The 20,885-nt window shown below is 63.6% G+C and carries 23 protein-coding genes and 1 riboswitch; of the genes, 14 read left to right on the top strand and 9 right to left on the bottom strand.

Features of this window, described 5'->3' with window-relative positions:
- Positions 1-46 precede the first annotated feature (46 nt).
- A complete protein-coding gene (locus DM807_RS05960) occupies positions 47-1,528 on the top strand; it encodes a hypothetical protein (protein WP_179027162.1) in 1,482 nt (493 codons plus the stop codon).
- 61 nt (positions 1,529-1,589) lie between these two features.
- On the opposite strand, the gene trxA is transcribed toward DM807_RS05960, so the two are convergent.
- Genes trxA through DM807_RS05945 form a run of 3 tightly spaced genes read right to left on the bottom strand, consistent with a single transcriptional unit; the run spans position 1,590 to position 3,606 of the window.
- Entirely contained in the window at positions 1,590-2,462 is an 873-nt protein-coding gene (gene trxA, locus DM807_RS05955; protein WP_012270283.1) for a thioredoxin, read from the bottom strand.
- A gap of 31 nt (positions 2,463-2,493) precedes the next feature.
- Positions 2,494-3,153, bottom strand: a complete 660-nt coding sequence (locus tag DM807_RS05950) for a class I SAM-dependent methyltransferase (protein ID WP_012270284.1) — start codon at positions 3,151-3,153, stop codon at positions 2,494-2,496.
- On the bottom strand, positions 3,154-3,606 hold the full coding sequence (locus tag DM807_RS05945; protein WP_179027161.1) for a YbaY family lipoprotein: 453 nt from the start codon (positions 3,604-3,606) through the stop codon (positions 3,154-3,156).
- A gap of 106 nt (positions 3,607-3,712) precedes the next feature.
- Here DM807_RS05945 and nrdR point away from each other — a divergent pair, with 106 nt between their 5' ends.
- The 12 genes from nrdR to DM807_RS05885 all read left to right on the top strand — a co-directional run bounded on the left by nrdR (position 3,713) and on the right by DM807_RS05885 (position 12,416).
- A complete protein-coding gene (gene nrdR, locus DM807_RS05940; protein ID WP_012270286.1) occupies positions 3,713-4,177 on the top strand; it encodes a transcriptional regulator NrdR in 465 nt (154 codons plus the stop codon).
- A gap of 2 nt (positions 4,178-4,179) precedes the next feature.
- Positions 4,180-5,310: a bifunctional diaminohydroxyphosphoribosylaminopyrimidine deaminase/5-amino-6-(5-phosphoribosylamino)uracil reductase RibD gene (gene ribD / locus DM807_RS05935; protein ID WP_179027160.1), complete on the top strand. Its 1,131-nt coding sequence runs from the start codon at positions 4,180-4,182 to the stop codon at positions 5,308-5,310.
- A 43-nt stretch (positions 5,311-5,353) separates the two neighbouring features.
- Positions 5,354-6,019, top strand: coding sequence for a riboflavin synthase (locus DM807_RS05930; RefSeq protein ID WP_003255399.1), 666 nt, complete (start codon positions 5,354-5,356; stop codon positions 6,017-6,019).
- Between the two features lie 18 nt (positions 6,020-6,037).
- Positions 6,038-7,129: a bifunctional 3,4-dihydroxy-2-butanone-4-phosphate synthase/GTP cyclohydrolase II gene (gene ribBA, locus DM807_RS05925; RefSeq protein ID WP_012270288.1), complete on the top strand. Its 1,092-nt coding sequence runs from the start codon at positions 6,038-6,040 to the stop codon at positions 7,127-7,129.
- Positions 7,130-7,220: 91 nt separating this feature from the next.
- Positions 7,221-7,697: a 6,7-dimethyl-8-ribityllumazine synthase gene (gene ribH / locus DM807_RS05920; protein ID WP_003255395.1), complete on the top strand. Its 477-nt coding sequence runs from the start codon at positions 7,221-7,223 to the stop codon at positions 7,695-7,697.
- The gene (gene nusB, locus DM807_RS05915) at positions 7,694-8,194 is read left to right on the top strand and encodes a transcription antitermination factor NusB (RefSeq protein WP_003255393.1); all 501 of its coding nucleotides are present in this window, start codon (positions 7,694-7,696) and stop codon (positions 8,192-8,194) included. The genes ribH and nusB overlap by 4 nt, the downstream gene beginning before the upstream one ends.
- Positions 8,195-8,212: 18 nt before the next feature.
- Positions 8,213-9,181 (top strand): thiamine-phosphate kinase, encoded by a 969-nt coding sequence (gene thiL / locus DM807_RS05910; RefSeq protein ID WP_012270289.1) that lies wholly within the window; start codon positions 8,213-8,215, stop codon positions 9,179-9,181.
- The gene (locus DM807_RS05905) at positions 9,178-9,681 is read left to right on the top strand and encodes a phosphatidylglycerophosphatase A family protein (RefSeq protein WP_003255391.1); all 504 of its coding nucleotides are present in this window, start codon (positions 9,178-9,180) and stop codon (positions 9,679-9,681) included. Before thiL ends, DM807_RS05905 begins: the two co-directional genes overlap by 4 nt.
- Positions 9,682-9,697: 16 nt before the next feature.
- Entirely contained in the window at positions 9,698-10,441 is a 744-nt protein-coding gene (locus DM807_RS05900) for a substrate-binding periplasmic protein (RefSeq protein WP_012270290.1), read from the top strand.
- A gap of 129 nt (positions 10,442-10,570) precedes the next feature.
- The gene (gene ribA, locus DM807_RS05895) at positions 10,571-11,188 is read left to right on the top strand and encodes a GTP cyclohydrolase II (protein WP_012270291.1); all 618 of its coding nucleotides are present in this window, start codon (positions 10,571-10,573) and stop codon (positions 11,186-11,188) included.
- Positions 11,185-11,604 carry a hypothetical protein gene (locus DM807_RS05890; protein WP_012270292.1) on the top strand — a complete coding sequence of 140 codons (420 nt, stop codon included), beginning with the start codon at positions 11,185-11,187 and terminating at the stop codon, positions 11,602-11,604. Before ribA ends, DM807_RS05890 begins: the two co-directional genes overlap by 4 nt.
- The gene (locus tag DM807_RS05885; protein ID WP_069942869.1) at positions 11,604-12,416 is read left to right on the top strand and encodes a cobalamin-binding protein; all 813 of its coding nucleotides are present in this window, start codon (positions 11,604-11,606) and stop codon (positions 12,414-12,416) included. Before DM807_RS05890 ends, DM807_RS05885 begins: the two co-directional genes overlap by 1 nt.
- Here DM807_RS05885 and DM807_RS05880 read toward each other — a convergent pair.
- The 5 genes from DM807_RS05880 to ribB all read right to left on the bottom strand — a co-directional run bounded on the left by DM807_RS05880 (position 12,394) and on the right by ribB (position 18,367).
- Entirely contained in the window at positions 12,394-14,268 is a 1,875-nt protein-coding gene (locus DM807_RS05880) for a TonB-dependent receptor domain-containing protein (RefSeq protein WP_179027159.1), read from the bottom strand. The two genes, DM807_RS05885 and DM807_RS05880, sit on opposite strands and share 23 nt — an antisense overlap.
- A 122-nt stretch (positions 14,269-14,390) precedes the next feature.
- Positions 14,391-16,286, bottom strand: coding sequence for a 1-deoxy-D-xylulose-5-phosphate synthase (gene dxs, locus DM807_RS05875; protein ID WP_060515788.1), 1,896 nt, complete (start codon positions 16,284-16,286; stop codon positions 14,391-14,393).
- 106 nt (positions 16,287-16,392) lie between these two features.
- On the bottom strand, positions 16,393-17,280 hold the full coding sequence (ispA, locus tag DM807_RS05870; RefSeq protein ID WP_012270296.1) for a (2E,6E)-farnesyl diphosphate synthase: 888 nt from the start codon (positions 17,278-17,280) through the stop codon (positions 16,393-16,395).
- Positions 17,277-17,519 (bottom strand): exodeoxyribonuclease VII small subunit, encoded by a 243-nt coding sequence (locus DM807_RS05865; protein WP_012270297.1) that lies wholly within the window; start codon positions 17,517-17,519, stop codon positions 17,277-17,279. The genes ispA and DM807_RS05865 overlap by 4 nt, the downstream gene beginning before the upstream one ends.
- A 197-nt stretch (positions 17,520-17,716) precedes the next feature.
- Positions 17,717-18,367 carry a 3,4-dihydroxy-2-butanone-4-phosphate synthase gene (ribB, locus tag DM807_RS05860; RefSeq protein ID WP_179027158.1) on the bottom strand — a complete coding sequence of 217 codons (651 nt, stop codon included), beginning with the start codon at positions 18,365-18,367 and terminating at the stop codon, positions 17,717-17,719.
- Between the two features lie 80 nt (positions 18,368-18,447).
- Positions 18,448-18,589, bottom strand: a riboswitch (FMN riboswitch).
- Positions 18,590-18,681: 92 nt separating this feature from the next.
- On the opposite strand from ribB, the gene DM807_RS05855 reads away from it, so the two are divergent.
- A complete protein-coding gene (locus DM807_RS05855) occupies positions 18,682-19,887 on the top strand; it encodes an RtcB family protein (protein ID WP_012270299.1) in 1,206 nt (401 codons plus the stop codon).
- Positions 19,888-19,924: 37 nt separating this feature from the next.
- On the opposite strand, the gene DM807_RS05850 is transcribed toward DM807_RS05855, so the two are convergent.
- Positions 19,925-20,815 (bottom strand): alpha/beta hydrolase, encoded by an 891-nt coding sequence (locus tag DM807_RS05850; RefSeq protein WP_179027157.1) that lies wholly within the window; start codon positions 20,813-20,815, stop codon positions 19,925-19,927.
- Positions 20,816-20,885 lie beyond the last annotated feature (70 nt).

Below are 20,885 nucleotides of genomic sequence, written 5' to 3'. Positions count from 1 at the left end.
GTGATACGTGACAGTCACCTGAACGGCACTACCGCGGGTGGAAAGAATGGATATCAGCAATGGCGCAAACGATGAAGTCCGCTCCGGCGAGGATAGCCTTTACGGCTGGCCCTTCATGGTGTTCTTCGACTGGCGCAAGGTGAATGAGTATTGGAACGCTCATGCGCTAGAACCGCAGGGCGACGGGTTCTGTGCGAAGGATATCGAGTTTGAAATCGACACGACAATGGAATCGGCGCGGTACTTCCGATGCTCATTGGGGCCATTGAAATTGCAGGTGACGGGCGGTGACGGTAGCCCGTTACGGTGGGTGGTCAGACGCAGAATCCTGTCGTGTGTGGTTATTCACCTGGTCCGCTCATTGGGCGGACGGACAAGGACCATCACTCAAGTACGGCATGTGATAGAGGAACAGGGTGTTGAGCTCTGCCTGGAAATAGACCTCGAAGCCAACGCAGGACGCTATGACAGTGAGCAGCGTGTATCACTAGGGTGGGCTAAGTACCCCGTTTTCTATCTCTCCAATGCCTATCAAACATCCACTCGCGATGAACTGGGGGCATTGCCCTATGCCCTCTTTTTCCGGGGGCATGCTGATTCCAGCAAATTCATTCAGCTGGGTAAAATCCAGCCGTTGAGCACCCGAGTACTCAAGCCCATGCATTTCTGGCTTCGCTCGATAAGCGCGGTAGAGAATCAATCATCGTTTCTAGCCTTGTATCCTGTGATTGGGGAGCACGGTATCGCTTTCTTTCCCAACCTCTATCCGCCTATTCCTGTATCAACGGCAGGCGTGTCCATCGTGCTGGATGCGACACGCTATCCTGGGGCTGCGCTTGCCCAGCAGGATATACAAGACTGCCCCAGCCTCCTCATGCCACCGGGGCTCGTGCGTAGTGGGGTTTTGGAAACGGATGGCTCAATTGTTAGGAGTCGCTTTGAACTTCAATCGAGTGAGCCCCCACTCGCACACGTGCAAGTTGAGGGCCAGTCGTTCGGCCTTGAACCCAGGGTGCGGGTGATTAATGGGGCGCAAACGGTAACGCTGAGCCTTTTGCCCAGTAATGCAGGTGAGCCTCCACGCTGGTGGAGTCAATATGGAGGTCGGATAGAGCCAAAGGGTTGGGGGTGTACCTTCCTGCCTGACGAACGAGAAGCATCTAGTATCGAGACACTGTGCGAGTATTGCGTCATTCAGGCCGCAGTGGAAAACAGCACGTTCACGTCCACAGTTATGGTTCTTCGTGGCGTTCCGACCGGCTATATTCGCTTGACGCCGTCATTACATGGTCATGTAAAGCTGTGCTATCGAAAGGGAGGTCAGGAAGTCGTGATCCCCTATGAAGATACCTATTGGAGCGGGTTTAACTGTTTTATTGCCAGCAACGGAGCTATCGAACGGTTTGATAATGAGCCCTTTTGTATCATTCGGGCGTACAGCGATCTGGGCGAGGCGTTTATCTGGGCAGTGTTGATCCTGCCTGTCCCACTGATCGACCTGCAGACGCTGAGCCTTGATATTGGCTAATACCTGTAGAATCGATCGATGCAGCCGCCCGATGTCGGGCGGCCGTACCTGGCATTGGCTATCAATACATCGCAGCGAACAGCTTGCGTCGGTAAACGTTGACCAGCGGGTGATCATTGCCCAGTAGCTCGAACACCTGCAGCAATGCCTTATGCGGCAGCCCGTTCTCATAGGCACGGTTACGCTGGAACAGCTTCAGCAACCCCTCCAACGCCGCCTCATACTGTTGGCGCGCCAGCTGCTGGATGCTCAGCTGATAAGCCGCCTCGTCATCCTGCGGGTTCTGCGCCAGGCGGCTTTTCAGGTCAGCCACTTCCGGCAGGCTGGCAGCCTGGCGCAGGAAGGTCAGCTGTGCCTTGGCACCCGCCAGTGCAGCTTTGTGTTCGTCAGTCTTGACCGCGTCCAATACCACCTGCGCTTCGCCCAGCTCACCGCGCTCGGCCAGGCAGCGAGCGTATAGAATCAGCGCTTCGGCATTGCTGTTGTCCTCACCCAGCAGCACCTGCAGCAGTGCTTCGGCTTCCGCGAAGCGGCTTTCGGCAAACAGTGCCTTGGCCTGCTCCAGCGGCGAAGCGGCGGGTGCGGCGGGCATTTGCACATGCGGCTCGAGCATGGCGCGAATCGCCGATTCCGGCTGTGCTCCGGCGAAACCGTCCACCGGCTGGCCGTCCTTGAACAGGACCACGGTCGGCAGGCTGCGGATGCCGAACTGGGCAACCACCTGTTGCTCCACGTCGCAATTGATCTTGGCCAGCAGCAGTTCGCCCTGGTAACCCTCGGCGATCTTGGCCAGCAACGGCATCAGCGCCTTGCACGGCGCGCACCACTCGGCCCAGAAGTCCACCAGCACCGGCTTGTGGAAGGAGTTCTCGATCACCAGTTGCTGGAAGGTGGCATCGGTGGCGTCGAAAATGTAAGGCGTGTCTTGGCTCATTGCGACTCTCGCAAACTCGTGAATGGCACCACTATAAGGCGTCGCGGCTGGCGTGGTACAGGCTGACCCGGCGGAATTCGTGCGGCTCGGCCAGGTCTGGCAGGGTGAGTGCTTCAAGCACGCCCAACTGCCGGTACAGCGGGTGGCTGAAATCGCGTACCCGTGAGTCGGCCACCAGGGCCTGGCGACCGCGGCCAAGGAAGGCATCCAGTAGTGGCAGGTTGGCGCGGTCGTACAGCACGTCGGCAACCAGGATCAGGTCGAAACGGTCGCCTTCGGCGAAGAAATCGCTGCTGTAGTTCAGCTCGACGCCGTTCAGCGCGGCATTCGCGCGGCAGGCGTCGAGGGCCAGCGGGTCGAGGTCGCACGCCACCACTTCCAGCGCGCCAGCGCGTGCTGCGGCAATGCCAGCGATACCGGAGCCTGCGCCGAAGTCCAGCACGCGCTTGCCCGCCACCCATTCGGGGCGCTCGGCCAGGTAGCGGGCCATGGCCAGGCCGCTGGCCCAGCAGAAGCTCCAGTAGGGCGGCTCTTCCAGAATGCGCCGGGTTTCTTCGCTGCTGAAGGCGCGGTCCATGTTCTGGTCGTCGATCAGCCACAGCTTCAGGTCGCAGCCGGGCAGTTCGCTGACGACCAGGCGCGCTTCGCCAATCAGGCCGCTGAGCGCCTGTTGCAGGGCCAGCGGTGCCACTTACGGCGCCTTCTCGAAACGCAGCGGGCCGGTGGCCTGGGTTTGAGCCTGGGTAATGCGCACGGGGGGCAGGTGCATGATCAGTTGGCCGGAGCTGCTGGCGCGGCCACGCAGCTCGACCCGTGCACCGGCCGGGAAGGCTTCGGGGTTGAAACGCAGGTGGTAGGGCAGGACCTGGCCTGTACCGGTCAGAGTGCTGCTGGCCAGCAGGCCTTGCGGGCGGTCACGTTCATCGATGACCAGCAAGGCCAGCTCCACGTTGGCACCGGCCGGAATTTCCAGCAAGGTGCCGCTCAGCTCGCGCTGGTAGGCCGGCAGCGGGCCCAGTACTTCGGCCTGCTTGGCCGAGCGGGCGGGCGCGGGGGCTGGGAGGTTGTCGGTCTTCGGCCTGTCGCTGCCGCAGGCGGCGAGCAGGGCGGCGCAGCACAGCACGACGAGCGCTCGGTAGTGCATGGGGGAGTCCTTAACGGGCAGATTTCCCATGGATGTTAACCCCTTTGGCTTGTCTTGCCAGTGCAATGCGCTACCATGGCCCTCCCTTTTTTTGTTGCCTGCCACCATGCACTGTCCCTTTTGCGGTGCCAACGACACCAAGGTCATCGACTCTCGCCTCGTTGCCGAGGGCGAGCAGGTGCGCCGCCGCCGCGAATGCGTGGCCTGTGGCGAACGCTTCACTACCTTCGAAACCGCCGAGCTGGTGCTGCCCCGTCTGATCAAGCAGGACGGCACGCGCCAGCCCTTCGACGAAGAAAAGCTGCGCGCCGGCATGCAACGGGCTCTGGAAAAGCGCCCGGTCAGCGTCGAGCGCCTGGAAGCGGCGCTGGCGCACATCAAGAGCCGCCTGCGCGCGACCGGCGAGCGCGAAGTCAAATCGCTGGTGGTAGGTGAAATGGTCATGGCCGAGCTGCGCAAGCTCGATGAAGTGGCCTATATCCGCTTTGCCTCGGTGTACCGGCGCTTCCAGGACCTCGACGAGTTCCGCGAAGAAATCGACCGCCTGGCCCGTGAGCCTGCTAGAGAGTGAACATGCCCAGCCAAGCTGCCGTCCTCGACGCCCATTACATGGCCCGCGCGCTGGAGCTGGCGCGCAAAGGCCTGTACACCACTCACCCGAACCCGCGCGTGGGCTGCGTGATCGTGCGCGATGGCGAAGTGGTCGGTGAAGGCTGGCACGTGCGTGCCGGCGAGCCGCATGCCGAAGTGCACGCCCTGCGCCAGGCTGGTGAGCGCGCCATTGGCGCCTGTGCCTACGTCACCCTTGAACCGTGCAGCCATCATGGCCGCACGCCGCCGTGCGCCGAAGCACTGGTCAAGGCCGGTGTGGCGCGAGTGGTGGCGGCCATGCAGGACCCCAACCCGCAAGTGGCAGGCCAGGGCTTGCAGCGCTTGGCCGAGGCAGGCATTGAAGTCGCCAGCGGTGTGCTCGAAGCCGAAGCCCGCGCGCTCAACCCGGGCTTCCTCAAGCGCATGGAGCACGGCCTGCCGTTCGTCCGCGCCAAGCTGGCCATGAGCCTGGATGGCCGCACCGCGATGGCCAGTGGCGAAAGCCAGTGGATCACCGGCCCGGCTGCCCGTTCGGCGGTGCAGCGCTTGCGCGCCCGTTCCAGCGTGGTGCTGACCAGCGCTGCCAGTGTGCTGGCCGACAATGCACGAATGACCGTGCGTGGCACCGAGCTGGGCCTGGATGCCGAAACCACCGCCCTGGCACTCAGCCGTACACCGCTGAGGGTGCTGGTCGATGGTCGCCTGCGCCTGCCGCTGGATGCGGCTTTCTTCCAAGCCGGGCCGGCGCTGGTGGTGGCTGCTGTCGCAGATGACCCGCGTTATGCCGCTGCCGGCCACGAGTTGCTCAGCCTGCCGGGTGACAATGGCCAGGTCGACTTGCCGGCGCTGCTGCAAGCCCTGGCGGCCCGAGGTGTCAACGAAATCCTGCTGGAAGCCGGTGCCGGCCTGGTCGGCGCCTTTGCCCAGCAAGGCCTTGTCGATGAGTACCAGCTGTTTGTCGCCGGCACCTTCCTTGGCTCCCAGGCCCGGCCGCTGCTGGACTGGCCGCTGGGCAAGATGAGCGAGGCACCAAGGCTGAAAATTACCGAAATGCGCGCAGTGGGCGATGACTGGCGGGTCACGGCCATCCCCTTGCCGGCGCCCGGCGTATAATGCCGGGCTTGCCCCGCGCAAACCGCTTTTTGAGGAAGACCCCATGTTCACCGGCATCATCGAATCCATCGGCACCATCCGCAGCCTGACCCCCAAGGGTGGCGACGTGCGCGTCTACGTCGAAACCGGCAAGCTCGACCTGGGTGACGTCAAGCTCGGCGACAGCATCGCCGTCAACGGTGTGTGCCTGACCGCCGTGGAGCTGCCGGGCGACGGCTTCTGGGCCGACGTCAGCGTCGAAACCCTCAAGCGCACCGCCTTCATCGACCTCAAGAGCGGCAGCAAGGTCAACCTGGAAAAGGCCCTGACTCCCACCACCCGTCTGGGTGGGCACCTGGTCAGTGGCCACGTCGACGGAGTCGGCGAAATCATTTCGCGCAGCGATAATGCCCGCGCCATCCAGTTCCGCGTACGCGCACCCAAGGAACTGGCCAAGTACATCGCCCACAAGGGTTCGATCACCGTCGACGGCACCAGCCTGACGGTCAATGAGGTCAATGGCGCCGAATTCGAGCTGACCATTGTCCCGCACACCCTGTCCGAAACCATCATGGCCGACTACCGTGCAGGGCGTCGGGTAAACCTTGAGGTCGACCTGCTGGCCCGTTATCTGGAGCGTTTGCTTTTGGGTGACAAGGCCGCCGAGCCGAGCAAGGGCAGTGGCATTACCGAAAGCTTCCTGGCCGCCAACGGCTTCTTGAAATCCTGATTGAGAAGGGGGTGCCGCGTGGCGCTCAACAGCATCGAAGAACTGGTCGAAGACATCCGCCAGGGCAAAATGGTCATCCTCATGGATGACGAAGACCGCGAGAACGAAGGCGACATCATCATGGCAGCCGAATGCTGCCTGCCCGAGCACATCAACTTCATGGCCAAGCACGCCCGTGGTCTGATCTGCATGCCGATGACCCGCGAGCGTTGCGAAACGCTGAAGCTGCCACTGATGGCACCGCGCAACGGCTCGGGCTTCGGCACCAAGTTCACCGTATCGATCGAAGCCGCCGAAGGCGTCACCACCGGTATTTCCGCCGCTGACCGCGCACGCACCGTGCAGGCCGCCGCAGCCAAGGATGCCAAGGCCGAAGACATCGTCAGCCCTGGCCACATCTTCCCGTTGATGGCCCAGCCAGGTGGAACCCTGGCTCGTGCTGGCCACACCGAAGCCGCCTGCGACCTTGCGCGCATGGCTGGTTTCGAGCCAAGCGGCGTGATCTGCGAAGTGATGAACGACGATGGCACCATGTCGCGTCGCGCCGAGCTGGAGGTGTTTGCCGCCGAGCACGGTCTGAAGATCGGCACCATCGCCGACCTGATCCACTACCGCATGATCCACGAGCGCACCGTGCAGCGTGTTTCCGAGCAGCCGGTGGAGAGCGAGCTGGGTGAATTCAACCTGGTCACCTACCGTGATGCGGTGGAAGGCGACGTGCACATGGCCCTGACCCTGGGCAAGATCTGCGCCGAAGAGCCGACCTTGGTGCGTGTGCACAACATGGACCCGCTGCGCGACCTGCTGCTGGTCAAGCAGCCGGGCCGCTGGAGCCTGCGCGCAGCCATGGCTGCCGTGGCCGAGGCTGGCAGTGGCGTGGTCTTGCTGCTGGGCCACCCGCTGGATGGCGACGTGCTGCTGGCGCACATTCGTGAAAGCGCGGGTGATGCACCGACCAAGGCACCGACCACCTACAGCACCGTGGGTGCCGGTTCGCAGATCCTGCGCGACCTTGGTGTGCGCAAGATGCGCCTGATGAGTTCGCCGATGAAGTTCAACGCGATATCCGGATTCGATCTGGAAGTTGTAGAATACGTGCCCTCCGAGTGACTTGAGGCGGCATTGACGCCCTCTGCTCGAGTCCAGCCCCCTGTCGAGGCCGCTTGTATGCGGCCTCGCTCTTGAAGATGAGAATATCGGAATGACCCTGAAGACCATCGAAGGTACCTTCATCGCCCCCAAAGGTCGCTATGCTTTGGTGGTTGGCCGCTTCAACAGCTTCGTCGTCGAAAGCCTGGTAAGCGGTGCCGTTGATGCCCTGGTTCGCCACGGTGTCAGCGAAAGCGACATCACCATCATCCGTGCCCCCGGTGCATTCGAGATCCCGCTGGTAGCACAGAAGGTCGCCCAGCAAGGCGCCTACGACGCGATCATCGCCCTGGGCGCCGTGATTCGTGGTGGTACCCCGCACTTCGAATACGTGGCGGGCGAATGCACCAAGGGCCTGGCCCAGGTGTCCATGGAGTTCGGTGTACCGGTGGCCTTCGGCGTACTGACCGTCGACTCCATCGAGCAAGCCATCGAGCGTTCCGGCACCAAAGCTGGCAACAAAGGTGCTGAAGCTGCCCTGTCCGCTCTGGAAATGGTCAGCCTGCTGGCGCAGTTGGAGGCCAAGTGATTAGCGACGAAAGCGATCGTTTCAACCCGCGCGATCCAAAACCTGCGGATGCCGGCAAGCCCTCCAAGAGCGCCAAGCGCCGCGAAGCCCGCAAGCTCGCGACCCAGGCCCTCTACCAGTGGCACATGGCCCAGCATTCGCTGAACGAGATCGAAGCGCAGTTCCGGGTCGATAACGATTTCACCGATGTCGACGGTGCCTATTTCCGCGAGATCCTGCACGGGGTCCCGGCAATCAAGGGCGAAATCGACAAGGCACTGGTGCCTTGCATGACCATCGCACTGGAAGAGCTCGACCCGGTCGAGCTGGCCGTGCTGCGCCTGTCCACCTGGGAGCTGATCAAGCGCGTCGACGTTCCGTACCGCGTGGTGATCAACGAAGGCGTGGAGCTGGCCAAGGTCTTCGGTGCCACCGACGGCCACAAGTTCGTCAACGGCGTGCTGGACAAGCTCGCCCCGGCCCTGCGTGAAGCAGAAGTCAAGGCGAACAAGCGCTGATCCTGGCGCAGCCTGGCCATGGGTGAGTTCGAGCTGATCAACCATTACTTCGCCGCCGCGCCCTGTGCGCAGGGCGGCGAGGGCGTGGCCCTGGGGATCGGCGACGACTGCGCCCTGCTGGATCTTCCCCCCGGTGAGCAACTGGCGGTGTCCACCGACACCCTGGTCGCCGGGGTGCATTTTCCTGTTGCTTGCGATCCGTTGCTGCTCGGCCAGCGTTCGTTGGCCGTGGCGGCCAGTGACCTGGCAGCCATGGGCGCGACTGCAATCGGCTTTACCCTCGCCCTGACCCTGCCTGACGTTGGCCCTGGCTGGCTGTCGGCCTATGCCGACGGCCTCAGCCGCATGGCCCAGCGTTGCCGCATGAGCCTGATTGGTGGCGACACCACTCGCGGCCCGTTGAGTATCACTGTGACCGTGTTTGGTCGCGTGCCGGTAGGCCAGGCCTTGCGCCGCAGCGGCGCACGGCCTGGCGACCTGCTGTGTGTCGGTGGTTCGCTGGGCAAGGCTGCCGGTGCATTGCCGCTGGTACTCGGTGAGCGCGAGGCGCCGGCTGCGCAAGCCGAGCCGTTGTTGGCCCACTACTGGTCGCCAATGCCACAGCTCACCCTTGGTGCACTGCTGCGTGGCCGGGCCACAGCGGCACTGGATATCTCCGACGGGTTGCTCGCCGATTGTGGGCATATCGCCAAGGCGTCCGGCGTTGCGCTGGAGGTGAACCTGGCGCAAGTACCAGTGTCTCCTGCTTTGGAAGCCTTCCTCGGTCGTGAAGCTGCGGTGCGGGCAGCGCTCACCGGTGGCGACGATTACGTACTGGCCTTCACTTTGCCGCCCGAGGCGCTCGCGCCCCTGGCTGCCTTCGACACTATCGAAGTGCATACCATCGGCCGAGTGCTCGAAGGGCAGGGCGTGACCTTGCGCGACGCGCAAGGCCAGGACATCACCCCCGTTCAGCGGGGCTATCAACACTTTAGGGAGACACCGTGACCGATCACCCCAATCAGGTGCCTGCGGAGTTCGTTCCGCCCTCGGTCTGGCGCAACCCATGGCACTTCATCGCGTTTGGCTTCGGTTCCGGCACCTTGCCCAAGGCACCGGGTACCTGGGGCTCGCTGGTTGCCATACCGTTCATCCCGCTGTGGCAGATGCTGCCCGACTGGGGTTACTGGCTGTTGCTCGGCGTCAGCATGCTGTTTGGCTTCTGGTTGTGCGGCAAAGTTGCCAATGACTTGCGCGTACACGACCATGAAGGCATTGTCTGGGACGAGATTGTCGGCATGTGGATCACCCTCTGGCTAGTGCCGGAAGGCTGGCAGTGGCTGCTGGCAGGGTTCCTGATGTTCCGCTTCTTCGACATCCTCAAGCCGTGGCCAATCCGCTGGATCGACCGCCATGTGCACGGGGGTGTCGGCATCATGCTCGACGATATCCTGGCCGGTGTTTTCGCCTGGCTGGGCATGCAGGTTCTGGTGTGGGCGGTTGCCTGAAACAGGGAGCGCGTGAATGGCCATAAGGACTGTGCTGCTGGCAATGCTGCTGAGTGTCGCCCCGTGGGTGAGCGCTGCCGAAGGCGTACCCAAGCAGATCCATCTGGTCAGCGAGGAGTGGCTCGACTACACCAACGCCGACGGTACCGGGGTGGCCTGGGACGTGTTGCGCAAGGTGTTCGAGCCGGCCGGAGTCAAGGTGGTTACCCAGAGCGCGCCCTACAGCCGTGCGGTCGGCCTGGTGAAGCGCGGCGAGGCTGATGCCTGGGTTGGCTCGTACAAGGAAGAAAACGACGACAATCTGTACCCGCGCTGGCACTTCGACATGGACCATATCTACGCCCTGGGGCTGGCCAGCAAGCCAGTGCCTACACCGCAGAACGTGGGCAAATATCGCTTGGCCTGGGTGCGTGGCTACGACTACGGCAGCTACTTGCCTGATGTGCACGAATTTCGCGAGATTCAGCGCCGTGAAGGCATCTTGCCGATGCTCGAGCATGATCGCGTGGACTTCTACATCGATGCGCAGACCGAAGTCGATTATGTCCTGAGCCAGTCTTCGCAGCCCGAGCGCTTCCGTCGTACCCATGTGGCCGAACTGCCGCTGTACCTGGCTTTCGCCCGCAACGACCAGGCCAAGGCTCTGTGCGACCTGTTCGACAAGCGCATGGCCGAGCTGGTACGCAGCGGCGAACTGAAGCCGATCTTCGAACGCTGGAAGCAGCCGTATCCGTTCAGTGCCGATAGCAAACCCCATTGAAGCCGGGCCTGCTTGACCTAAGCATCGAACTTTTCGATCTTAACCCACGGTATTGAGCCGGCCCACATTCCGCTACCTGCTGATACAATCGGCCCACGAGAAATTTTCAACTTATTCCAGGAGCACAACGTGCCCGTCGTCTTTGTTGCCGCCTCTAAACTCCCGACTCCCTTCGCGACCTTCACCATGCATGGCTTTCTCGACGAAGCCACTGGCCGTGAGCATGTGGTGCTCAGCCTGGGTGATATCGCGGACGGCCAGCCGGTGCTGGGGCGCCTGCACTCCGAGTGCCTGACCGGCGATGCCCTGTTCAGCCAGCGCTGCGATTGCGGCTCGCAGCTGGAAGCCGCGCTGCAGGCCATCGCCCGCGAAGGCCGTGGCGTGCTGCTGTACCTGCGTCAAGAAGGCCGTGGCATCGGCCTGCTGAACAAGATCCGTGCCTACGAACTGCAGGATGGCGGCGCCGACACCGTCGAAGCCAACGAGCGTCTGGGCTTTGCCGCCGACCAGCGTGACTACGCCATGTGCCTGCCGATGCTCGAGCACTTGGGCGTGAAGTCGCTGCGCCTGATGACCAACAACCCACGCAAGGTCAAAGCCCTGACCGACATGAATATCGTGGTTGCCGAGCGTGTGCCGCTGCACACCGGGCACAACCCGCACAACCGTTACTACCTGGCGACCAAGGCCGGCAAGTTGGGCCACATGCTGGGCAACGAGCACCAGGGCGAGGCGCCACAGGCGTGACACGCGCCGAGGTCAAGCGGCGCCTGGCGCTGGCCTGGTGGCAGTACCTGGCCGTGGGCCTGGTGCCGCTGCCGGTCATGGCCTGGGCCTTTGGTGGTGGTGATGCGCTGATCCCGGTGCTGGCCATGCCACTGTTCATCGCCGGTGCGGCCACCATGTTCCTCAGCTTGCCGCGCTTCGGCGCCTACAAGCGTGCACTGATCGCCACCTCCAAAGTGCTCGGCACGGGCGAAGAACCTGGCGCCTGGATCGAACTGGCGCGGGTACGGCGCGTGGCCATGCTGTATGCCTGCTTCCCAGCCTGGGTCGCAGCGCTGACGGTGCTTGTCGGTCTGGAGGCGGTGCCGCAGATCCTGCTGGCATTGTCCACGGTGGTAGTGCTGTACCTCTATCGTATTCCGCGTCAGCTCGGCTGATGCGCCTGCTGCCTGGCCTGCTGGCGCTGTTAGCCTGCACCGCGCTGGCCGCCGACCCCTTGCGGGTGGTCAGCCTGGCCCCCTCCATGACTGAAATCATGCTTGAGCTGCAGGCCGACGACTTGTTGGTGGGCGTGCTCGACGGTGGCGAACGGCCGGCTGCCCTGGGCGACTTGCCCTCGGTCGGGCGCCAAGGGCAGCTGGACATGGAGCGTTTGCTCAGCCTGCGCCCCGACTTGTTGTTGCTGTGGCCTGGCAGCGTATCGCCCGCCCAGCGCGACCAGCTCAAGCGCCTGGGCATTGCCACCTTCAGTGCCGAACCCCATGACATCGACCAACTGATCGAGCAGATCGAGGCCATTGCCGGGCGCATTGGGCGTGCCGAGCAAGGCCACGCGTACGCTCAAGCCCTGCGCAAGCGGCTGCAGCAGCTGCGCCAGCAGTATGGGCGAGACGAACCCTTGCAGGTGTTCTATCAAGTGTGGGATAGGCCGTTGTACACGCTCGGTGGCCGCCAGGTGGTGAGCGACGCCCTGGCCGTGTGCGGGGCGCGCAACGTATTTGCCGACCTCAGCCAGCCGGCACCGCAGGTGAGTGTGGAGTCTGTACTGCTGCGTGATCCGCAGGTCATCCTGGCCGGCGATCAGGCACAGTTGGCCAGCTGGAAGGCCTGGCCGCAGCTTCGAGCCGTGGCTGATGGGCGCCTGCTGGTGGTGCCTGACAAAGGTCTGGAGCGCCCCAGCGGGCAGATGATCGAGGCCACCGCCCGCCTGTGCGCGTTGCTCGCGGCTAAAGCACCGGCGTCCAGGTAACGCTGAACAGCAGCGTGCGGCCTTCTTCGCGGTAGCCGTACTGGCTGCCATCGAAGCTGTACATGGCTCGGCTGTACTGTTTGTCCAACAGGTTGTCGAGCTTCAGTTCAAGCTTTACATCCGTCGTCAGGCGCATGCCGCCTCGTAGGCCGACAAGTCCATAGCCACCTATGTGCTCATTGTTCGATGGATCGTCGTAGCTGCCGCTGACAGCCTGCCAGCTCGCGCCCACGCTGAAGCGTTCGAACTGACGATCCAGGTCAAGGTTCAACGTGCGACGGGCGCGTCGCTGCAGGGTATGTCCGCTTTCGCGGTCTCGGGGATCAATCATGCTCACCCCCAACTGAGAGGTCCAGCCAGCCCACTCCTGCAGCAACGACAACTCGAAGCCATTGATGCGTGCATTGTCGACATTGCCGGGTCGCCTGAGCGTTGGGTCGTAGTTGATCGCATCGCGTAGGTCGGTGCGATACAGCGAGGCTTCCAGTCGGGTATGGCTGGCCAGTTGGCTGCGCCATTGCAGCTCGTAACTCTTCGAGTGCTCGGGGCGCAGGTCCGGGTTACCGTACTGTACGTCGTAGAGGTCATTGAAAGTGGGGGCGCGAAACCCTTCGCTGTAAGACGCCAGTAGGTCGTTGCGGGAATTCAATGGAAGGGTAAGGCTGGCGTTCCAAGTGGTCTGGTCGCCGTACTGTTGGTTGCGGTCGTGACGTACGCCGAGCTCGCTCGAGAAGTGTTCCCCGGTAAAACGGTACTGGGCGAAGGCGGCGCGGTTCCAGCGGCTGTCTTCGCTGAAGTTCGCCGTGCCATGGAAGCGTTCCTCGTACCAATCGCCACCGAGCATCAGTTGGTTTTGGTCGTCGAAGGCGAGATCGTTCTGCCAGGTGACCTGATCACGATAGGTGTTGTAAATGAAGCGCTGGTCGCTGAGTTTGTCGCGTTTGTCGTCGCGGTTTTCGCTGTGGCCCAGTTCCAGCCTCGAGTGCCAGGCGTCGTTGAGTTGGGCATCGAACCAGCCGCCCAGGCTGCTGACGCTGAAATCGGTGTAGGGCTGTTGTGGATAACTCAGCCAGGTATCTTCATCGAGTCGCCCGTACGGATTGTCGTATTCACTGCGCCCTCGGCTGTCGAGCAGGTTTACACCTGCCTCGAAACGTTCGTTGAACGTATGGCTCAGGCTCAGGTTGAGCGATCGGTTGCGGTAGGCATCGTGGTCGCCATCGCTGTCGAAGGACGGCCCGGTCGAGTCGATGCCGGCAGTTTCATCCAGGCTGGCGCCCAGGTTGAAGCGGGTCGCATCGTTGCCGCCAGAAAGCCCCAGGCTGCGTTGAAAGGTCTGGTTGCTGCCAGCGGCCATGCGCAGGCGCGGCTGCAGGCCGGGGCCATTGCTACGGCGGGTGAAAATCTGGATCACACCGCCAATGGCATCGCTGCCGTACACCGCCGAGCGCGAGCCGCGTAGCACTTCGATGCGCTCGATCTGGTCGACGTCGAGAAACTGCAGGCCGCTGTCGCCGGAGGTGGCGTTGGCGATGCGCACGCCATCGACCAGCACCAGGCTTTGTGCTGCCTTGGTGCCGCGAATGAAGATGCCAGGCAGGCTGCCACGGCCACCGGTAGGTGCCACCTGCACGCCGGGCACGCGGGTGAGCAGGTCGGTGACGCTGGTGGGTTGCAGGCGGTCGATGTCGGTGCGGGTAAAGACGGTGTTGGCGGCGCTGGTAGCGGTGCGCGATTCGACTTGGCGGCTGGCGCTGATCAATACGTCGGGGAGCTTGAGGGCGTCGTCGCGCTCAGTGGCCAGCAGCGGAAGAGGGAGGCAGAGCAGGGTGGCGAAGGTTGGGGTTTTCATGGGCAGTACCATATTGCGAGGGCTGCGCCCTCGATCGCGACACAAGGCCGCTCCTACAGGAGTCCGCGTTTCTCTGTAGAAGCGGCCTTGTGTTGCGATGGGCCGCAAAGTGGCCCCGAGGGTTACAGCCCGAGCTTGGCCATGCGAGCCTTCACCGAAGCCTCGATCCCGGCTGCATCCAGCCCGCACTCTGCCAGCATTTGCGCAGGCTTGGCGTGCTCGACATAGATATCCGGCAGCCCCAGGTGCAGCAGCGGCTTGAGCACCGCCTGACTGGCCAGGAACTCACCCACGGCAGCGCCCGCACCACCCATGATGGCGTTCTCTTCGATGGTTACCAGCAGTTCGTGGCTGCCAGCCAGCTCCAGCACCAAGGCCTCGTCCAGCGGCTTGACGAAGCGCATGTCGACCACCGTGGCGTTGATCTGCTCGGCCACCTGCATGGCCTCGGCCAGTTGCACGCCGAACACCAGCAAGGCGACTTTCTCGCCTTGGCGGCGAACCACGCCCTTGCCGATTTCCAGTGGCTGCAGGTCACCGCTGATCGGCGCGTTCGGGCCAGTGCCACGCGGGTAGCGCACGGCCGCTGGGCCGTTGTACAGGTGGCCGGTGCTGAGCATCTTGCGCAGCTCGTTCTCGTCGCTAGGCGTCATCACCAGCATGCCCGGAATGCAGCGCAGGTACGACAGGTCGTAGCTGCCGGCGTGGGTCGGGCCGTCTTCGCCGACCAGGCCGGCGCGGTCGATGGCGAACAGCACGTCGAGGTTCTGCACGGCCACGTCGTGGATCAGCTGGTCGTAGGCACGCTGCAGGAAGGTGGAGTAGATCGCCACCACCGGCTTGCTGCCCTCGCAGGCCATGCCAGCCGCCAGGGTCACGGCGTGCTGCTCGGCGATGGCCACGTCGAAGTAGCGTTGCGGGTAGCGTTCGCTGAAGTCGACCAGGTCCGAGCCTTCCTTCATCGCCGGGGTAATGCCCACCAGGCGGTTATCGGCGGCGGCCATGTCGCACAGCCACTGGCCGAACACGGCGGAATATTTCGGGCCGCTGACTTTCTTCGGCGCGGCTGGTTTGTCGGCTGGCTCCAGCTTGGTGATGGCGTGGTAGCCGATCGGGTCGACCTCGGCCGGGGCGAAGCCCTTGCCCTTCTTGGTCACCACGTGCAGGAACTGCGGGCCCTTCAGGTCACGCATGTTGCGCAAGGTGGCGATCATGGTCGGCAGGTCGTGGCCGTCGATCGGGCCGATGTAGTTCCAGCCCAGCTCTTCGAACAGCGTACCTGGCACCAGCATGCCCTTGGCGTACTCCTCGGTGCGGCGGGCGATTTCCCAGGCACCTGGCAGGCGCGACAGCACTTTCTTGCTGCCTTCGCGCATGCTCGCGTAGGTGCGGCTGGAGAGGATCTTGGCCAGGTAGTTGGACAGGCCGCCGACATTGCGCGAAATCGACATGTCGTTGTCGTTGAGGATCACCAGCATGTCGGCGTTGACCTCCTGGGCGTGGTTCAACGCCTCGAAGGCCATACCGGCGGTCAGCGCGCCATCGCCGATCACCGCGATCGACTTGCGTGCACTGTTTTGCAGACGGGCGGCAATGGCCATGCCCAGCGCGGCGCTGATGGAGGTGCTGGAGTGGCCGACGCCAAAGGTGTCGTACTCGCTTTCGCTGCGGCGCGGGAAGGCGGCGATGCCGTCCTTCTGGCGCAGGCTGAGCATGCGGTTACGGCGCCCGGTGAGGATCTTGTGCGGGTAGGCCTGGTGGCCCACGTCCCACACCAGCCGGTCGTCCGGGGTGTCGAACACGTAGTGCAGGGCGATGGTCAGCTCGATCACGCCCAGACCGGCACCAAAGTGCCCACCGGTCTGCCCCACGGTATAGAGCAGTTCCTGGCGCAATTCGTCGGCCAGGGTCTCCAGGTCGGCTTCGGCCAACCGGCGCAGGCCGGCAGGCGTGTCAGCGCGGTCGAGCAACGGCGTGACCGGGCGTTCGCGGGGGATCTCTTGAAACGTCGTGGGCATCAGGCGAGTCGTTATAGGTGTGTGAAGACGCGGCAGTTTACCCCATTGTAGGAAATACTGCCCATTCAGACGGGTGTCGCATGGGGCGCGCAGCGGCCCCAATCCATCAGTTACGGCGTTCGACGATGTAGCGCGCCAGCGCCCGCAGCGGCTCGGCCGTTTCACCGAACCCTTGCAGTGCGATCAGCGCCTGGTCGCGCAGTTCGATTGCATAGGCCTTGGCCGCTTCCAGGCCCAGCAGGGCCGGATAGGTCGGTTTGTCACGGGCTATGTCGGCGCCCTGGCGTTTACCCAGGGTGGCGGTATCGCTTTCCACATCGAGGATATCGTCCTGCACCTGGAATGCCAGGCCGATGGCCTGTGCATAAGTTTGCAGGGCATCGAGCTGCGCTTGTTCGGCGCGGGCACTGGCCAGGGCGCCGAGGCGGACGCTGGCTTCGATCAGCGCGCCGGTCTTGTGCCGGTGCATGAATTCCAGCGCCTGCTGGTCCAGCTTCAGGCCCACTGAGCCGAGGTCGATGGCCTGGCCGCCGACCATGCCGGCCGGGCCGGCAGCCTTGGCCAATGCCTGGACCATGGCCAGGCGGATGTTGTCTGCCTGCGGGCTCAGGTGTGGGTCGAGCAGGGCGCTGAACGCCAGGCTCTGCAGGCCGTCGCCAGCCAGGATGGCGCAGGCTTCATCGAACGCTTTGTGAGTGGTTGGCTGGCCGCGACGCAGGTCGTCGTCGTCCATGGCCGGCAGGTCGTCATGCACCAGCGAGTAAGCGTGGATCAGCTCGACCGCGCAGGCGGCGCCGTTGGCCTGTTCGGCGGGTGCGCCCAGGGCTTCGCAGGCCGCGTAGGCCAGCAACGGGCGCACGCGCTTGCCGCCGTTCATCACGCTGTAGCGCATGGCGGCGTAAAGGCGCTCCAGCTCTTTGGTCGGGGCGATGAACAGCGGTTCGAGGGCGGTATCGACCCGCGCCTGGCAACTGGCCTGGTAGGTACCAATCATACGTCTGGCTCCGCGTCGAAGGGCTGGGCAGCCAGCTCGCCGTCGCGCTCCAGCAGAATTTGCACCTTCTGTTCGGCCTGGGCCAGGGCGCCCTGGCAATCACGGGTCAGGGCGATGCCTTGTTCGAAGGCGGCCAGCGACTCTTCCAGCGACAACTCGCCGTTCTCCAGGCGCTCGACCAGTGCTTGCAGGTCTGCGAGGGATTGCTCGAAATCGAGGGAGGCTTTTTTGCGGGCCATGGCGACTGTCTCGGTGGCATTCAGAACGGCGCGACACTAGCAGAGCGGGGCGGGGGGAGCAAACTTCCGGGGCAATGAGGTGGGTATCAAGGGCTCTTTCGCGGGCACCCCCGCTGCCACAGGTACTCCACAGCCTTGAAGAACTGTGGGGTACCTGTGGCAGCGGGCGTGAACGCGAACAACCTGAAGGTGACCTATCAGGCTGGCTCTGCTTCCAGCTCCAACAAGGCCTCACGATACCGCGCCAGTTCTTCGATGGTGAGCACCGGCAAATTGTACTGCCGCGCATACACCGCCACCTGCTCGCCCCGGGCCATGCTGCCATCGGGGTTCATCAGTTCGCACAACACAGCCGCCGGGCGCAGGCCAGCCAGGCGCGCCAGGTCAACCGAACCTTCGGTGTGCCCACGGCGGGTCAGTACCCCGCCATTGCGGGCGCGCAGCGGGAACACATGGCCTGGGCTGACGATATGGCGCTGTTCGGCGCTGGAACGCAGTGCCGCGTCGATGGTGGTGATACGGTCCTGGGCAGAAACCCCGGTGGTAATGCCTTCTGCTGCCTCGATGGTGACGGTGAAGCCGGTGCCGTGGCGGGCCTGGTTGTTCTGCACCATCGGTGCCAGCTGCAGCGCGTCGACGGTGGCTTCATCCAGGCACAGGCAGACGATACCGCTGCAGTCGCGGATCATCATGGCCATGGTCTGCAAGGTAATGTTCTCGGCGGCGGCAATGATGTCCGCTTCGTCCTCGCGGTCGTTATCGTCGAGCAGCAGTACAGGGCGCCCGGCCTGGAAGGCGGCGATGGCGGCGAAAACATTGGGAAATTGCGAAGGGTGCTGGGTGGACATGAAACGCTCCTCGTGAATGATCGATGAACGTCTCGGGGCGAACAAAATGCGCGCGCAAGGGCGCCCGAATGGCCCCTGCCTGACGCCTTCTTTCATCCGGACTATGACCGTCGGCTCTGGAGTTGCACCAGATCTGCTGACCCCCGGCATGGCCGGGGCGCTCGCGGGCTCATCTTTCGATTTACCGCCGGTGGGGACTTTCACCCCGCCCTGAAGACCGGGCAAGCATACCGCACAGTGCCACCCCACTGGCAACCCGCTGTTCTACGACCTTCGGCGGTATCATGCAGGCATGGCCTTTCTGGAGTACCCCCATGGACATTCTCCAAGTCGCCGGCGGCAAGCCGGTCAAATTATGGACTGATGGCGTGCCGGTCGAGGAGGACGCCCGCCGGCAACTGATGAACACGGCCAGGATGCCGTTCATCTTCAAGCATCTGGCGGTGATGCCGGACGTGCACCTGGGCAAGGGCTCGACCATCGGCAGCGTGATCCCCACGGTCGGTGCGATCATTCCCGCAGCGGTTGGCGTGGACATCGGCTGCGGCATGATCGCTGCGCGCACTTCTTTGCACGCCCGTGACCTGCCAGACAACCTGCATGGCCTGCGCAGCGCCATCGAGCAGGCGGTGCCCCATGGCAAAACCTTCGGCAAACGTGACCAGGGCGCCTGGGCCGATGTGCCGGCCAAGGCAGACAAGGCCTGGGGCCAGTTGGCCGGGCGCTTCAAGGCCATTACCGACAAGTACCCGCGCCTGGAGAAGACCAACAACCGTCACCACCTGGGCACCTTGGGCGGTGGCAACCACTTCATCGAAGTGTGCCTGGATGAGGCCGACCGCGTCTGGTTCATGCTGCACAGCGGCTCGCGCGGTGTGGGCAATGCCATCGGCAACCTGTTCATCGAACTGGCCCAGGCCGACATGCGTCAGCACCTGGCCAACCTGCCGGACAAGGACCTGGCGTATTTCGAGGAAGGCAGTCGCCATTTCGCGGACTACGTCCAGGCCGTGGAGTGGGCACAGGACTACGCCCGGCAGAACCGCGAGCTGATGATGCTGGCCGTGGTCGGCGCTGCTCGCAAGGCGCTGGGCAAACCGTTCGAGGCCAGCCTGGAAGCGGTGAACTGCCACCACAACTATGTACAGCGTGAGCAGCACTTTGGCCGCGAAGTGTTGGTCACGCGCAAGGGGGCGGTGTCGGCGCAGAAGGGGCAGTTGGGCATCATCCCAGGCTCCATGGGCGCCAGAAGCTTCATCGTGCGTGGGCTGGGCAATGAGGAGTCGTTCTGCTCCTGCAGCCATGGCGCTGGGCGCGTGATGAGCCGGACCAAGGCCAAAAGCCGCTTCACCGTCGAGGACCAACGGCGGGCCACGGCGCATGTGGAATGCCGCAAGGACAAGGATGTAATCGACGAAATCCCGATGGCGTACAAGGACATCGACGCGGTGATGCGTGCCCAGCAGGCGCTTGTCGAGGTGGTTCACACCCTGCGGCAGGTGGTGTGTGTGAAGGGCTAGCCAGGAGCGCCTCGAACAACTGCAGCCGGATACGTCGTTATCTGGCCAGCTGCTTGAGCACCGTACGCAAAGAAGCCCCCAGCATTTGCCCGTGGTCCAGCCCCTCGAACCGTTCGAAGCGCACCTGAAGGCCTTTTACCTTGGCCAGGTCTGCCGTCAGTTCGCGCGCGGGCTTCTCCACATCGCCCTTTAACTGCGCCCTGGGGCTCGCAGGTTCCTCGCTGCCCCGCATCAGTAGCAGCCGCGCAGGGTTGTTGCCCAAGCGCTGCTCAAGCCCCTGCGCCTCCTGCACGATGGCCCCGTCATGCCACCACAGTGATGGGCTGGCGGCGGCGTACTCGCTGAATGCGCCGGGCCGGGTGAACAGTGTATGCAGTACGGCCAGCCCGCCGTAGGAGTGGCCCCACAGGGTTTGCCTTCGCAGGTCGATGGGTGCCACGCCAGCCACCTTGTTGCGCATGGGCCCGGTCAGCAGGTCAACGAACGCCTCCACGCCGCCGCTGGGCTCCCCAGTCAACGGGTCGTGTTGTTCTGTCCGCCCAGGCAATGCCGGGGTGTAGTCATAGGTGCGCGCAGTTCGCTCGATACGCTGGTCGGTCTGGTAACCCACGGCCACAAGCAATGGCGCCTGACCGGCAGCGAGCTTGCCCAGTTGCTGGCTGTCCAGCGCCCCTAGCGCGGCATTGCCATCGAGCATCCACAGCACCGGATACCCGGATGCGGGTGCCGGGCGGTTCGGCTGGCCGACCCACAGGCGGTAGTGGCGCTGGCCGTCTGCCGAGTCCATATCGAGATGGCTGAAGCGGTACGCCAGGCCCTTGCGCTGCAGCAGCGAAGTGTCCATTTTCTGGTTGTGCTCGGGCTGCGCCAGGGCGACAGGGGCTGCAAGGGCCAGTGCCAAAGCCAGCGTCAGGGTCATCTTGCTCATCAGGCGTCTCGTCAGGGCTTTGCGAGGAGCGCAAGGCGGGTGCGCCAAGATGATAATCAGTCCTGATTGG

It is taken from the genome of Pseudomonas hunanensis (genome assembly GCF_013393325.1).
Taxonomy (GTDB): domain Bacteria; phylum Pseudomonadota; class Gammaproteobacteria; order Pseudomonadales; family Pseudomonadaceae; genus Aquipseudomonas; species Aquipseudomonas putida_P.
This window is presented reverse-complemented; position numbering and strand designations above follow the sequence as displayed.

Bases quoted from the DNA above. Each gene is read 5' to 3' on its own strand.
- ribB (WP_179027158.1), bottom strand. From the start codon at position 18,367: ATGTCCACCCAGCACCCTTCGCAATTTCCCAATGTTTTCGCCGCCATC.
- DM807_RS05945 (WP_179027161.1), bottom strand. From the start codon at position 3,606: ATGCACTACCGAGCGCTCGTCGTGCTGTGCTGCGCCGCCCTGCTCGCC.
- DM807_RS05865 (WP_012270297.1), bottom strand. From the start codon at position 17,519: ATGGCCCGCAAAAAAGCCTCCCTCGATTTCGAGCAATCCCTCGCAGAC.
- ribH (WP_003255395.1), top strand. From the start codon at position 7,221: ATGACCCTGAAGACCATCGAAGGTACCTTCATCGCCCCCAAAGGTCGC.
- DM807_RS05850 (WP_179027157.1), bottom strand. From the start codon at position 20,815: ATGAGCAAGATGACCCTGACGCTGGCTTTGGCACTGGCCCTTGCAGCC.
- ribD (WP_179027160.1), top strand. From the start codon at position 4,180: ATGCCCAGCCAAGCTGCCGTCCTCGACGCCCATTACATGGCCCGCGCG.
- ispA (WP_012270296.1), bottom strand. From the start codon at position 17,280: ATGATTGGTACCTACCAGGCCAGTTGCCAGGCGCGGGTCGATACCGCC.
- trxA (WP_012270283.1), bottom strand. From the start codon at position 2,462: ATGAGCCAAGACACGCCTTACATTTTCGACGCCACCGATGCCACCTTC.
- DM807_RS05930 (WP_003255399.1), top strand. From the start codon at position 5,354: ATGTTCACCGGCATCATCGAATCCATCGGCACCATCCGCAGCCTGACC.
- dxs (WP_060515788.1), bottom strand. From the start codon at position 16,286: ATGCCCACGACGTTTCAAGAGATCCCCCGCGAACGCCCGGTCACGCCG.
- nrdR (WP_012270286.1), top strand. From the start codon at position 3,713: ATGCACTGTCCCTTTTGCGGTGCCAACGACACCAAGGTCATCGACTCT.
- thiL (WP_012270289.1), top strand. From the start codon at position 8,213: ATGGGTGAGTTCGAGCTGATCAACCATTACTTCGCCGCCGCGCCCTGT.
- DM807_RS05885 (WP_069942869.1), top strand. From the start codon at position 11,604: ATGCGCCTGCTGCCTGGCCTGCTGGCGCTGTTAGCCTGCACCGCGCTG.
- DM807_RS05880 (WP_179027159.1), bottom strand. From the start codon at position 14,268: ATGAAAACCCCAACCTTCGCCACCCTGCTCTGCCTCCCTCTTCCGCTG.
- DM807_RS05855 (WP_012270299.1), top strand. From the start codon at position 18,682: ATGGACATTCTCCAAGTCGCCGGCGGCAAGCCGGTCAAATTATGGACT.
- DM807_RS05900 (WP_012270290.1), top strand. From the start codon at position 9,698: ATGGCCATAAGGACTGTGCTGCTGGCAATGCTGCTGAGTGTCGCCCCG.
- DM807_RS05960 (WP_179027162.1), top strand. From the start codon at position 47: ATGGATATCAGCAATGGCGCAAACGATGAAGTCCGCTCCGGCGAGGAT.